The following is a 12,386-nucleotide window of genomic DNA, read 5'->3' as shown; positions in this document are numbered from 1 at the left end:
ATTAGTCCTTATCGGCCAGATGCACATCCAGCAGGTCAAGGCGGTCTTGGCCCCAGAACTTCTCGCCATCATCGCAGACATAGAAAGGCGACCCGAACACGCCCGCATTCACAGCGTCGTCGGTGTTTCGCGCATAGGTCTCGGCCCCCATCAGAAGACCGCTGTCTGCCAGTGACGGATCAAACCCGGCCTCGGACAGGCACGCCTTGATGACTGCATCTTCCGCGATGTCTTTTTCGTCCATCCAGATCGACCGCATCAAGGCATCGACCAGCACGCCAACGTCCCCTGTTCCTGCGCTTTGAGCGGCGATGATCGCATAAGACGCAGGCGCACCATTGGTGGGCCAGTGCGCCGGGGTGAGGTTGATCGGCATATCCAGCGCCTTAGACCAGCGCTTCAGCTCTTGCATGCGATACTCCATCCGTGACGGATGGCGATCTTTTGGTAGCTGTCCACCCGTACGGGTAAAGAGTTGCCCGATATCAACCGGCTTGAAGGTCACCGACACCCCGTGCTTGTCCGCGATCTGAGCAAACCGTTTGCCACCAAAGAAGGCCCACGGCGAAAGCACTGTGAAATAATAGTCAATATGGTTCATTTTTCGGTCCCCTGTTGCGCCAATGCTGTTTCCCGAAATCTATCCCGATGCTATTGGGTGTCAACGTCACGATTCTGTCATACAGAGCAATTCTGGGATCTGCTGCCATGCCTTCCATCACCGAACCGAAACTTATCTCGGGCAATGCCAACCGCCCGCTGGCCGAAGCTGTTGCGAAACGCATGTCTATGCATCGCGGCTCGAATGTTGGGCTTGTCGACGCGCGTGTCGAACGCTTCAACGACCAAGAGGTCTTCGTCGAGATCTACGAGAACGTGCGCGGCGAGGATATGTTCATCATCCAGTCGACCTCGAACCCGGCAAATGACAACCTGATGGAACTTCTGATCATGTCGGACACGCTGCGCCGGTCCTCGGCCAAGTCCGCCACCGCCGTGATACCCTATTTCGGCTACGCCCGTCAGGATCGCCGCACCAAGGCCCGCACGCCGATCTCGGCCAAGCTGGTGGCCAACCTGATCGCCCAATCGGGCATCGAGCGGGTTCTGACCATGGACCTGCACGCAGCCCAGATCCAAGGCTTCTTCGATATTCCGGTGGACAACCTTTATGCCAGCCCGATCTTTGCGCTGGACGTGAAACATCACTTCAAGGATTGCCTGGACGAGGTGATGGTGATCTCGCCCGATGTCGGCGGTGTGGCCCGTGCCCGCGAGCTGGCAAAACGCATTGGTGCACCTCTGGCTATCGTCGACAAGCGTCGTGAAAAGGCTGGTGAAGTGGCCGAGATGACCGTGATCGGCAACGTGGAAGGCAAGCGCTGCATCATCGTAGACGACATCTGCGACACCGCTGGTACGCTGTGTAAAGCTGCCGAGGTTCTGATGGAGCAAGGCGCGCAAGAGGTGCATTCCTATATCACCCATGGCGTCATGTCCGGCCCCGCAGTCGAGCGGGTTCAGAACTCGGTAATGAAATCTCTGGTGATCACCGATTCCATCGAGCCGACACAACCGGTTCTGGATGCCAAGAATATCCGCGTCGTACCCACCGCACCGATGTTTGCACAGGCCATCCTGAACATCTGGGGCGGCACCTCGGTTTCGTCGCTGTTCGACCACGACACGCTAGAGCCGCTGTACGAAGGCATGTACTCCTGATCCACTCAGGATGTCAGAGACACGAAAGGGCCCCGCGGGGCCCTTTTTTATTGCTAGCATCCGGGATCACACATCCCACATCTCATCATCAGACACTTCGCCGATCGCAAGCCAATCCGTGCGTACACGCGCGACCCTCGTATCTCCCCAAGTGCGAAACAGAATATCGAACCCATCGGTCGTCACATTTTCGGCCATAACATCTGCACGTTGATTGCTCTGCCCTGCGATATCCCACATCGACATCGAAATCGTGACCGTCGGAGGCACCTGGAAAGCTTCAGAAAACCGAATCGGGCACTTTAACTTGCGTGGACCGCTTCCTGTCCACATCTCGCCGTCATCTTCAAAATCCGAAAACAGCACTTTGCTGCCTTGGTCGATACCCACCAAATGGGACCTAATTCGCTTCATAATCAATATTTTCCACCAAACCCAAGTAAATCATGCCCAACGTCGGCGATCAAAACAAGTTAGGGCTTCGCTTTTAAACGCAAAAAGTGTGGAAAAAGGATCAACACAATTACTGCGGACAGCAAAAACGGGGCGCCGGGCAGATAGAGACCACCTTTTGAGTCGGCAAAATACTGGAACACACCGGTCATCACCATTGGAGCAATGACTGCTGCTATCGACCCAAGGCTGGCAATAACTCCTTGCAGCAGCCCTTGCCGATCTTCTGACACCATATTCGCCATCATCGCCGTCATCGTAGGAGGCGCCATGTCGGCCAATGCTGCCACGATAATGAATGAGAACATCACCCAGACGTTTCCGGTCAACCCGAATGCAATCAAAGCTGCAATGGCACAGATGATCGAGAAGATCAGGGTTCGATACTCGCCAATTCTAGGCAGCATGAATCGCATCACGACACCTTGCGTAAAGGCAACCGCGATCCCGTAAGAGGCCAAAGAAATACCGATCAGGGCCGTACCCCAGCCAAAGACCTCGCGCGTCCAGAAAGCCCAGAGCGTTGGATAGACCATGTTGGCGAATTCAAAAGCGAAGATCAGGATAAGCGGCAGCATGAGGCCGGGCAAACGAAACGCGTCAAGAATCGAGCCGAATGGGTTCAGGTCACGTTTGGTGAAGGCGCGGCGTTTCTCAGGTGCCAAGCTTTCGGGCAACAAAAACAAACCAACCGCCACATTCAACGCGGCAAATCCCGCCGCCAGCCAGAACGGCGCCGTAATATGCACGCTGGCGACAAGACCACCGATTGCTGGCCCCATCACAAACCCGATGCCAAATGTGGCGCCGATCAATCCAAAATTCGCCGCGCGCTCTTCTGGCTTGGAGATATCGGCAAGATAGGCCGTTGCGGTAATATAGGTGGCACCAGCAATCCCGGCCAGTACCCGCCCCAGCAGAAGCCACCAGAATGTTGTGGCCAGTGCCATCACCACGTAGTCCACTGCCAAAGCAACCAGCGCCAGAAGCAGCACGGGACGACGCCCTAGACTATCAGAGATTCCACCGATTACAGGCGCGAACAGAAACTGCATCGCCGCATAGGACGCCATCAAAATGCCGCCCCAGAACGCGCCGTCAGCGGTATTGGCTGCTCCGACACGCTCCATCAGATCGGGCATAATGGGGAACACAATACCAATGCCCACCGCGTCCAAAAGGATGGTGGCCAAGATGAACCAGAGAGCAGAACGATGTTTCATCTGAGGATTTCCAAGAGGGTTAGTGCGTCAATTGGATGAAGTACTGACGGGAAGTGGCATAGGTTGCAATGTTTAAAGTTTTTGAACCCAGCGCCGCGGAAGCCTGAATTTCTTTTGAAATAAAGCGGGAAGCTGAAGCTTCCAAACGCCATACAAATTCTACGTGAAGTAGGCTTTGACACATCACTGCATGCCGGGCAGTCTTCTGCAAATTCAAATCACAGGACATTCATGAAATATACCTTTGTCGCTGGCCTGATTGCATCAATCAGCCTGTCCGCTCCTGCCGCGTTCGCAGCAGAGAAACCCGGCAAATCCATTCTGAAATCAACCCGGATCGAAAAAGAACTGCGCGCCAAAACCAAGTATGGTTACACGCTTGCAAAAGGCCACAGCCGCGCGGGTCAGAAAGCTCAAAGGTTTGAGCTTCGCCATGGCGATTGTGGCGGCAACAAGTATTGGGATGACTGTACCAACGACCGGCAACGGATTGAGCGCAAAGAAGACCCCAAAGATCGGTTGCAAAAGGTGGGTGGTCAGACGTGGTACGGGTGGTCTTTCTTTTTGAATCCCGACTTCCGCGACATCGGACCCGGAAATACAACGCTGGGACAGTTGAAGATGAAAGGGTGGCGCACCCCTTTGTGGCATTTCAACATGCGCGATGGAAAAGCGATGATGTGGTTTGGGAACGAAGGTGGGTGCACAATCGGCCGCGTTTCGAAGCTTCGCGGAAGGTGGAATGACGTCGTGATTTTCGCCGACTACAGCACCGCTCCAAAGGGGCCGAGCTTCGTGATGTATATGGACGGGAAAGAGGTCTGCAAGCGCCAAAAGCCCATGGTAACCCAAACCATGCTGAACAATAGCGAACGCGATCTGTTCCTGAAATATGGCATATACAACAGCTACTTGAGCCGCTGGCTGGAACGCAACAAAACCCAAGCTGTCACCGCTGCACCGTTCCAAGATCGCTATGCGACAGAAACCGGATCTTCGAAAACCTCAAACAGCGCGAGCTCTACCCCATTCGCCTACAACTGGGGTGTGACCCTACCCACGCAGGTCGTATTCTATGATGAAATGCGTTTCGGCAAGAACCGCGCGCAAGTGGACATACGCATGCTGGAAGCCGCGGGGGCAAAACCGGTGGACTAAACGGCTTCAAAAAGAATCCGTACCCGCGCAGACAAACAAAAACCCCGCCCAATTGGGCGGGGTTTCTTTTGTTTCTGCCGGACGTCTGCCCTGTGGATCAGCGAGCGGTGAAGCCCAGTTCGCTGGCCATAGCGGCGATGTCGACGGTGCGTTTTGCCAGCTCGTCAAGATTCTCGGCGGTCGCATTTTCCGATGCCTCAGCGGCGTCAGAGATGAAACCATCCAGAACTTCTTGCGTCACTTCCGAGGTCGGAAGCGCACGCTCGGCCAGAACCGAGGTGCCGTTGGCGGTCACTTCAGCGAAACCGCCAGTGACTGCAAACTCGGCATTGCCTTCGGGGGACTCAACGCGAACGATACCGGGGCGCAACGTGGTGATCGTCGGCGCGTGGTTCGGCATCGCGGTCAGGTCGCCATCGGCGCCCGGCAGCTGAACTGCGGTAGCCTGAAGCGAAGCAAGGCTCCGTTCGGGCGACACCAGGTCGAATTGCATCGTATCAGCCATTTGGGATCTCCTTCAGGGGTCATCAGGGGGAGGGAACCCTCCCCCATCATAGTCCCGATTAGGCAGCGTCAGCTGCCATTTTCTCGGCTTTGGCGATCACTTCGTCGATGCCGCCAACCATGTAGAAGGCGCCCTCGGGCAGGTGGTCGTATTCGCCGGCCACAACAGCCTTGAACGACTTGATCGTGTCTTCCAGCGGAACCTGAACACCGTCCGAACCGGTGAACACTTTTGCCACGTCGAAGGGCTGCGACAGGAAGCGTTCGATCTTACGAGCGCGCGCAACAGTCAGCTTATCTTCTTCCGACAGTTCGTCCATGCCAAGGATGGCGATGATGTCCTGCAGCGACTTGTAGCGCTGAAGGATTTCCTGAACGTCGGTGGCAACCTTGTAGTGCTCTTCACCGATGACCAGCGGGTCAAGCAGACGCGAGGTCGAACCAAGCGGGTCCACAGCCGGGTAGATGCCTTTTTCCGAGATCGCACGATCCAGAACGGTCGTGGCGTCAAGGTGGGCAAACGAGGTTGCGGGTGCAGGGTCGGTAAGGTCATCCGCAGGTACGTACACGGCCTGAACCGAAGTAATCGAACCCGATTTGGTCGACGAAATACGTTCCTGCATGGCACCCATGTCGGTGGCCAGCGTCGGCTGATAACCAACCGCCGAAGGAATACGACCCAGCAGAGCCGAAACTTCCGAACCAGCTTGGGTAAAGCGGAAGATGTTGTCGACGAAGAACAGAACGTCCGAACCAGTGTCGTCACGGAACTGTTCCGCCAGGGTCAGACCCGACAGAGCAACACGCATACGTGCTCCGGGAGGTTCGTTCATCTGGCCGTAGACCAGCGCAATTTTCGACTTTTCCAGATCGTCGGGAACGATAACGCCCGATTCGATCATCTCGTGGTAAAGGTCGTTGCCTTCACGGGTACGTTCACCAACACCAGCGAACACGGACACACCCGAGTGCACTTTAGCGATGTTGTTGATCAGTTCCATGATCAAAACGGTTTTGCCCACGCCGGCACCGCCGAACAGACCAATTTTACCACCCTTGGTGTAGGGGGCCAGCAGGTCGATAACCTTAATGCCTGTGGTCAGAATTTCGGTCTCGGTCGACTGCTCATCAAAAGCAGGCGCGTCACCGTGGATCGGGCGGCTTTCTTTCGATTTCACAGGGCCTTTTTCGTCAACGGGCTCGCCGATAACGTTCAGGATGCGGCCCAGAGTTGCGTTGCCGATCGGCACCGAGATCGGTGCACCGGTGTCAGTTACTTCCTGACCACGTACCAGACCTTCAGACGCGTCCATAGCGATACAGCGCACGGTGTTTTCACCAAGGTGCTGCGCCACTTCGAGGACAAGTTTATTGCCGTTGTTTTCGGTGTTCAAAGCGTTCAAAATTGCCGGAAGGGCATCCTCGAACTGAACGTCCACAACGGCGCCAATCACCTGGGTGATCTTACCTTTAGCGTTAGCCATTGTTGTTTCTCCGGTTCCTTAGAGCGCCTCAGCGCCCGAAATGATTTCGATAAGTTCGTTGGTGATCACGGCCTGACGCGAACGGTTGAACTGAATGGTCAGTTTGTCGATCATGTCGCCTGCGTTGCGGGTTGCGTTGTCCATTGCGGACATCCGCGCGCCCTGCTCCGAGGCTCCGTTTTCCAACAGCGCGGTGAAGACTTGCGTGGCCACGCCCGAAGGCAGCAGCGTTGCAAGAATGCCTTCTTCCGACGGCTCATAGTCATACACGGTCGAGACTTCTTCTGCACCGTCTTCAGGAGCATCAAAGCTGGCCGGGATAACCTGCTGGGCAGTCGGGATCTGGCTGATCACGCTTTCGAACTTGTTATAGAAGATCGTCGCGACGTCGAACTCACCCTCGTTGTAACGATTGATAAGATCGTTAGCGATGGATTGTGCGTTGCCGTAACCGACATTGCGCACGCCCGACAGATCAACGTGGTTGATCATCAGATCTCCGAAGTCACGCTTCAGCTGTTCGCGACCCTTCTTGCCAACGGTCAGCATTTTAACCGTTTTGCCAGAAGCGATCAGCTCTTCAGCTTTTGCGCGTGCCAGTTTGGCGATCGACGAGTTGAAGCCACCGCAAAGGCCGCGTTCGGCGGTCATGACCACAAGCAAGTGGACCTGATCCGAACCCGTACCAGAAAGCAGTTTCGGAGCGCTTCCGCCCCCCGACGAAGCTGCCAGCCCACCCAGAACGGCGTTAAACCGTTCTGCGTAGGGACGACCTGCTTCGGCCGCTTCCTGTGCCCGCCGCAGTTTTGCGGCGGCCACCATCTGCATGGCCTTCGTGATCTTCCGCGTCGACTTGACGCTTTCGATCCGATTTTTGAGGTCCTTAAGGTTGGGCATCTGTCTGAGCCCCCTTAAGCGAAGTCAGCGGCGAACGCGTCCAGCGCTGCTTTGACCTTGTCCTCAAGTTCACCTTTAACCTTGCGGTCGTTGTCGGTGATGTCGGCAAGCAGATCAGCGTGTTTCTGACGCAGGTGGTTCAGAAGACCAGCTTCAAAACGACCAACTTCCGATACGTCGATCTTGTCCAGGTAGCCGTTGGTACCAGCGTAGATCACGCAGACGATCTCTGCGTTGGTCAGCGGCGAGTACTGAGCCTGCTTCATCAGTTCTGTCAGACGTGCACCACGGTTCAGCAGCTGCTGTGTCGAGGCATCAAGGTCCGAACCGAACTGAGCGAAGGCTGCCATCTCGCGATACTGAGCCAGCGACAGTTTAACAGGACCGGCAACCGACGACATTGCTTTCGTCTGAGCCGACGAACCAACACGCGAAACCGACAGACCGGTGTTCACAGCAGGGCGGATACCCTGGTAGAACAGTTCGGTTTCCAGGAAGATCTGACCGTCGGTGATCGAAATCACGTTGGTCGGAATAAACGCGGAAACGTCGCCACCTTGGGTTTCAATAACCGGCAGAGCGGTCAGCGAGCCCGAGCCGTAGTCTTCGTTCAGCTTGGCCGAACGTTCCAGCAGGCGCGAGTGAAGATAGAAAACGTCACCCGGATAAGCTTCACGGCCCGGCGGGCGACGCAGAAGCAGCGACATCTGACGATAGGACACAGCCTGTTTCGACAGGTCATCATAGATGATCAGGGCGTGGCGGCCGTTGTCACGGAAGTGCTCGGCCATCGCGGTTGCGGCATAGGGTGCCAGGAACTGCATCGGAGCGGGGTCCGAAGCGGTTGCAGCAACGACGATCGTGTATTCAATCGCGCCGCTTTCTTCCAGTTTCTTCACCAGCTGCGCAACGGTCGAGCGCTTCTGGCCAACAGCTACGTAGACGCAGTAGAGCTTCTTGCTCTCGTCGTCGCCAGCGGCTTCGTTGTACGATTTCTGGTTCAGGATCGCGTCCAGAGCAACGGCAGTTTTACCGGTCTGACGGTCACCAATGATCAGCTCTCGCTGGCCACGGCCAATTGGGATCATCGCGTCAACCGACTTCAGGCCGGTTGCCATCGGTTCGTGAACCGATTTACGCGGGATAATGCCCGGCGCCTTAACGTCAGCAACGTTGCGCTTTTTGGTTTTGATCGGGCCTTTGCCGTCGATCGGGTTACCCAGACCGTCAACAACGCGACCAAGCAGTTCGTCACCAGCAGGCACGTCCACAATCGCGTTCGTACGCTTAACGGTGTCGCCTTCTTTAATGTCGCGGTCGGAACCGAAGATAACAACACCAACGTTGTCAGCTTCAAGGTTCAGAGCCATCCCGCGGATACCACCGGGGAACTCGACCATTTCACCAGCCTGAACATTGTCCAGACCGTATACACGGGCGATACCGTCACCGACCGACAGAACGCGGCCAACTTCGGCCACTTCGGCGTCTTGGCCGAAGTTCTTGATCTGGTCTTTCAGGATCGCAGAAATTTCTGCTGCTTGGATACCCATTATCCGACCTCTTTCATGGAATTCTGAAGTGCATCGAGCTTGGCTTTGACCGACGTATCGATCATGCGCGAGCCCACTTTCACGACCAGGCCACCGATGAGCTTTTCATCGACAGCCAAGTTGATGTTCACATCCTTGCCGATCGAGGCTTTGAGAGCCTTGGCAAGTTTGTCTTGCTGCGCCTTGGTCATGGCTTTGGCGGCGGTCACCTCTGCGGTAACCTCACCTTTGTCCTCGGCGATCAGGGCGCGCATGGCGTCCAGAAGCTGAGGCAATACGAACAGACGCCGTTTCTGGGCCATAAGCCCCAACGCGTTCGCGACCATTGGCGTAAGTTTCATTTTTTTGGCGACAGCTGCGATCACGGCGGCCTGTTCATCGCGGGTATGCACCGGCGAATTGATCAGATCGACAAGATCAGAGCTATCGGCGAGAGCAGTATCAAGAGCGGCAACATCCGCTTCAACTGCTTTCAGTTCTTTACCCTCTTTGGCCAAATCAAAAATGGCCGTGGCATAACGTTGGGCAATGCCAGTTGAGATCGAGACTGGTTCGGACACGTCCACCCTTCCGATGTCTTGAGCCCCATCGTGGTTTGCAGAACAAACCGGGGCGGCCTACAGAAGCCGCACTTTCGCGCGTACTATCTAAATCGTCGTCGCATGTAGCAGGGAATACCCCACCTCGCAACAGGCTTGCGTGGGTTTATCGCCAACATTTCCGGCTTAGGTTTCGTTAGAATTCGCCGCTAATTCGTCCATACCCCTTAACCCTAGGGACAATTTGCGTATTAGGGGCCAAAACTCCGGCACCACAAAACGGAATACCTTTGCATACCGTTTGACCCGCAACCTGTGCTTTTCGGGCATCATCACCTAATACACAGACCAAATCAGCATTCTGAAAGCGACTGATTCTGTGCCTAAAGCTTCCCCTGCCGCGAGGTGCTGGGCTCGGGCACACCTAACCCTTCCAATACCTTCAAGGGTCGGCGCACAGCCTGTGCCAAGCCGGGGCGTTTGGGGGCGGGCACCTGCTTTGTCACCTCGACCATCAGAACACCGCCCGCCAGAATGACAGGCAATTGGTGTCCGGCACGTTCCCAAAAGGTACCAGTCTTGCGCCAGAACCGCTTTCCTGACGGCGGCTGATACAAAGATGACAAGTGCCGTTCGACCTGAAAGCCATGCTCGCGCAATTGTCCTTCCAACTGCCCCAGCGAATAGGGGCGTCCATAGCCAAAGGGCGTGGCATCCGACCGCGCCCATAGCCCGGCCCTGTTCGGCGCAACAAAAAGCGCTCGGCCACCCGGGCCAAGCACGCGATAGCATTCGTCCAGCAACTGTGTGGGTGTGTCCGAGGTCTCAAGCCCGTGCATCACGACAAGCCGGTCCACAACCCCCGTATCCAGCGGCCACAATGTGTCTTCCACCAGAACCGAGACATTGGGCATCCCAGCAGGCCAAGGCATCACCCCCTGCGGAGCGGGCATCAGCCCGATCACCCGACGTGCCGTCGACAGATACGGGCGCAGCAAAGGCACAGCAAACCCATACCCGGCGACGGTCTGTCCTTTGGATTGCGCTTTCGGCCACAAGCTGAGGACTTTGTCACGGATCGCCTTTTGCGCCGCGCGCCCCAACATGCTGCGGTAATAGAAATTCCTTAGATCCTGAACATCAAGATGCATGAAGCTTCAATCGGCCCTCGTTCATTCAGTGCCGAGACTACTCGAACGCCCACAAATTGGAATGCCCATCTTCAATCTGAAGTGCGGCGCAAAACCAGTGCAAGATTGTTTGCGGGCATTTCGATCAAGTCGACTGTATGCAGGCCAGCCTTCTCGGCCCATGCCTGAACAGTTTCCAGATCTTTATAGCCGATCAGGGGATCCTGCCCTGACAATGTCGCATGGAAAGACGCATCCCCTTCGCTACGGAACTGGCCTCCGGTACGAAACGGACCATAAAGGAACCACACCGCCCCCGGTGCCAAATTCCGCGCCACACCAGCGATCACCGCTTGCGCGGTTTCGTCCGGGATCAAATGCATCAGGTTTACGGTGACGATCATCTCCATCGGCCCGCTATGCCAGGCGGGGGCCGAAGCATCCAAGAACTGCGCCATGCGCATGTTCTGCACGCCAAGCTCTGCACGCCAGGCATCAATACTGTTCAGGCGCTCAGCCGAGATATCGGTGGGCTGCCATGTAACCTGCGGAAAGGCCTGCGCGAAGGCCACAATATGTTCACCTGTACCCGAGGCCAGTTCGAGCGCGACACCCTGCGACGGCACAAACGTCTCCATGGCGTCGACAATCGGCGACAGATTGCGCGACGCCGAGGGCGCTGATAAGCGCCCGTCACCGCGCTGATGCGCGATCGAATGAGGTTGTTCTCCCACCATTTTATCCCTCGGGATGCATTACCAGTATTGAGGCTCTGACGCGTTTGGGCAAGACTGAAGGTCTAGCACGGAGGACCAATATGCTCGATCTTGTCACCATCCCCTGCCTTTCGGATAATTATGCATTTCTTTTGCATGACGAAAAGACCGGGAAGACAGCGTTGATCGACGCGCCCGAACCTCTGCCCATCGAGGACGAGTTGGAAAAGCGCGGCTGGACCCTGTCCGAGATCTGGCTGACCCACCATCACTGGGATCATATTGACGGCGTTGCGGATCTGGTCGCCAGCACCGGAGCCCGCGTATTCGGAGCCGAAGCCGACAAGCATCGGCTGCCGCCGCTGGATCAAAGCCTTACACCCGGAACCAGCTTTGACTTTGCCGGCCACACCGTCGAAGTGCTGGACGTACCCGGCCACACGATCGGCCATATCGCGTTCTATGTCCCCGCCGCCAAGGCCGCCTTTACCGGCGACAGCTTGATGGCCATGGGCTGTGGCCGCCTGTTCGAAGGCCGCCCCGAACAGATGTGGGATAGTTTACAACGCCTATCTAAACTGCCGCCAGACACGCTGATCTGTTCAGGCCATGAGTATACCGGCGGAAATATCTCGTTCGCGCTGACCATCGAGCCACAGAATGATGCCCTGCGTGACCGCCGCGACCGCGTCGAGGCCGCCCGCGCAGACGGTCTGCCCACGGTCCCGTCCCTTCTGTCGGACGAGCAGGAAACCAACCCTTTTCTGCGCGCGCACTTGTCGTCCGTTAAAGCTGCCCTACATATGGAGACCGCCGACGACGCCGAGGTCTTCACCGAGATCCGCGCCCAGAAAGATGATTTCTAAGGCAAATCGCAAGAAATCACGCTTGTGCGAGCATAAATTGACCAAAAGGGTCTTGATAGCGACGCAAGGACAACCGAACCTGAATACTATGAGGCAACGGTAATAAGGCGAAGTAATCGCCAGCGATGTCCACCGCTGAAA

General features: G+C 56.3%; 13 protein-coding genes. 3 read left to right on the top strand and 10 right to left on the bottom strand.

Annotated features, from left to right (window positions below; all coding sequences use genetic code 11):
* Window position 1 precedes the first annotated feature (1 nt).
* The gene (locus ALP8811_RS01415; protein ID WP_108855416.1) at window positions 2-601 is read right to left on the bottom strand and encodes a 2-hydroxychromene-2-carboxylate isomerase; all 600 of its coding nucleotides are present in this window, start codon (window positions 599-601) and stop codon (window positions 2-4) included.
* A 107-nt stretch (window positions 602-708) separates the two neighbouring features.
* Here ALP8811_RS01415 and ALP8811_RS01410 point away from each other — a divergent pair, with 107 nt between their 5' ends.
* On the top strand, window positions 709-1,722 hold the full coding sequence (locus ALP8811_RS01410; RefSeq protein ID WP_108855415.1) for a ribose-phosphate pyrophosphokinase: 1,014 nt from the start codon (window positions 709-711) through the stop codon (window positions 1,720-1,722).
* 66 nt (window positions 1,723-1,788) lie between these two features.
* Here ALP8811_RS01410 and ALP8811_RS01405 read toward each other — a convergent pair whose 3' ends face one another.
* Window positions 1,789-2,112, bottom strand: a complete 324-nt coding sequence (locus ALP8811_RS01405) for an H-type lectin domain-containing protein (protein WP_306418701.1) — start codon at window positions 2,110-2,112, stop codon at window positions 1,789-1,791.
* An 83-nt stretch (window positions 2,113-2,195) separates the two neighbouring features.
* A complete protein-coding gene (locus ALP8811_RS01400) occupies window positions 2,196-3,398 on the bottom strand; it encodes a TCR/Tet family MFS transporter (protein WP_108855413.1) in 1,203 nt (400 codons plus the stop codon).
* A 231-nt stretch (window positions 3,399-3,629) separates the two neighbouring features.
* On the opposite strand from ALP8811_RS01400, the gene ALP8811_RS01395 reads away from it, so the two are divergent.
* Window positions 3,630-4,556 (top strand): heparin lyase I family protein, encoded by a 927-nt coding sequence (locus ALP8811_RS01395; RefSeq protein ID WP_108855412.1) that lies wholly within the window; start codon window positions 3,630-3,632, stop codon window positions 4,554-4,556.
* A gap of 97 nt (window positions 4,557-4,653) precedes the next feature.
* Here ALP8811_RS01395 and ALP8811_RS01390 read toward each other — a convergent pair whose 3' ends face one another.
* From ALP8811_RS01390 to ALP8811_RS01360, 7 genes are all read right to left on the bottom strand, one after another.
* On the bottom strand, window positions 4,654-5,061 hold the full coding sequence (locus tag ALP8811_RS01390; protein WP_108855411.1) for a F0F1 ATP synthase subunit epsilon: 408 nt from the start codon (window positions 5,059-5,061) through the stop codon (window positions 4,654-4,656).
* A gap of 58 nt (window positions 5,062-5,119) precedes the next feature.
* A complete protein-coding gene (atpD, locus tag ALP8811_RS01385; protein WP_108855410.1) occupies window positions 5,120-6,544 on the bottom strand; it encodes a F0F1 ATP synthase subunit beta in 1,425 nt (474 codons plus the stop codon).
* An 18-nt stretch (window positions 6,545-6,562) separates the two neighbouring features.
* On the bottom strand, window positions 6,563-7,441 hold the full coding sequence (locus ALP8811_RS01380) for a F0F1 ATP synthase subunit gamma (protein WP_108855409.1): 879 nt from the start codon (window positions 7,439-7,441) through the stop codon (window positions 6,563-6,565).
* 14 nt (window positions 7,442-7,455) lie between these two features.
* Window positions 7,456-8,994, bottom strand: coding sequence for a F0F1 ATP synthase subunit alpha (gene atpA, locus ALP8811_RS01375; protein ID WP_108855408.1), 1,539 nt, complete (start codon window positions 8,992-8,994; stop codon window positions 7,456-7,458).
* Window positions 8,994-9,554: a F0F1 ATP synthase subunit delta gene (locus ALP8811_RS01370; protein WP_108855407.1), complete on the bottom strand. Its 561-nt coding sequence runs from the start codon at window positions 9,552-9,554 to the stop codon at window positions 8,994-8,996. The genes atpA and ALP8811_RS01370 overlap by 1 nt, the downstream gene beginning before the upstream one ends.
* Before the next feature lie 362 nt (window positions 9,555-9,916).
* On the bottom strand, window positions 9,917-10,684 hold the full coding sequence (locus ALP8811_RS01365) for a class I SAM-dependent methyltransferase (protein WP_108855406.1): 768 nt from the start codon (window positions 10,682-10,684) through the stop codon (window positions 9,917-9,919).
* Window positions 10,685-10,755: 71 nt separating this feature from the next.
* Window positions 10,756-11,397, bottom strand: coding sequence for a DUF938 domain-containing protein (locus tag ALP8811_RS01360; protein WP_245924489.1), 642 nt, complete (start codon window positions 11,395-11,397; stop codon window positions 10,756-10,758).
* An 83-nt stretch (window positions 11,398-11,480) separates the two neighbouring features.
* Here ALP8811_RS01360 and gloB point away from each other — a divergent pair, with 83 nt between their 5' ends.
* Window positions 11,481-12,245 (top strand): hydroxyacylglutathione hydrolase, encoded by a 765-nt coding sequence (gloB, locus tag ALP8811_RS01355; protein WP_108855404.1) that lies wholly within the window; start codon window positions 11,481-11,483, stop codon window positions 12,243-12,245.
* Window positions 12,246-12,386 lie beyond the last annotated feature (141 nt).

The organism is Aliiroseovarius pelagivivens (assembly GCF_900302485.1).
GTDB lineage: Bacteria > Pseudomonadota > Alphaproteobacteria > Rhodobacterales > Rhodobacteraceae > Aliiroseovarius > Aliiroseovarius pelagivivens.
Note: the sequence above shows the minus strand (reverse complement) of the source record. Positions and strands in the feature narration are given on the sequence as shown.

Excerpts from the sequence above, each read along its gene's own strand:
- atpA (WP_108855408.1), bottom strand. The coding sequence starts at position 8,994 with ATGGGTATCCAAGCAGCAGAAATTTCTGCGATCCTGAAAGACCAGATC.
- ALP8811_RS01390 (WP_108855411.1), bottom strand. The coding sequence starts at position 5,061 with ATGGCTGATACGATGCAATTCGACCTGGTGTCGCCCGAACGGAGCCTT.
- ALP8811_RS01365 (WP_108855406.1), bottom strand. The coding sequence starts at position 10,684 with ATGCATCTTGATGTTCAGGATCTAAGGAATTTCTATTACCGCAGCATG.
- ALP8811_RS01395 (WP_108855412.1), top strand. The coding sequence starts at position 3,630 with ATGAAATATACCTTTGTCGCTGGCCTGATTGCATCAATCAGCCTGTCC.
- ALP8811_RS01410 (WP_108855415.1), top strand. The coding sequence starts at position 709 with ATGCCTTCCATCACCGAACCGAAACTTATCTCGGGCAATGCCAACCGC.
- ALP8811_RS01380 (WP_108855409.1), bottom strand. The coding sequence starts at position 7,441 with ATGCCCAACCTTAAGGACCTCAAAAATCGGATCGAAAGCGTCAAGTCG.
- atpD (WP_108855410.1), bottom strand. The coding sequence starts at position 6,544 with ATGGCTAACGCTAAAGGTAAGATCACCCAGGTGATTGGCGCCGTTGTG.
- ALP8811_RS01400 (WP_108855413.1), bottom strand. The coding sequence starts at position 3,398 with ATGAAACATCGTTCTGCTCTCTGGTTCATCTTGGCCACCATCCTTTTG.
- ALP8811_RS01415 (WP_108855416.1), bottom strand. The coding sequence starts at position 601 with ATGAACCATATTGACTATTATTTCACAGTGCTTTCGCCGTGGGCCTTC.
- gloB (WP_108855404.1), top strand. The coding sequence starts at position 11,481 with ATGCTCGATCTTGTCACCATCCCCTGCCTTTCGGATAATTATGCATTT.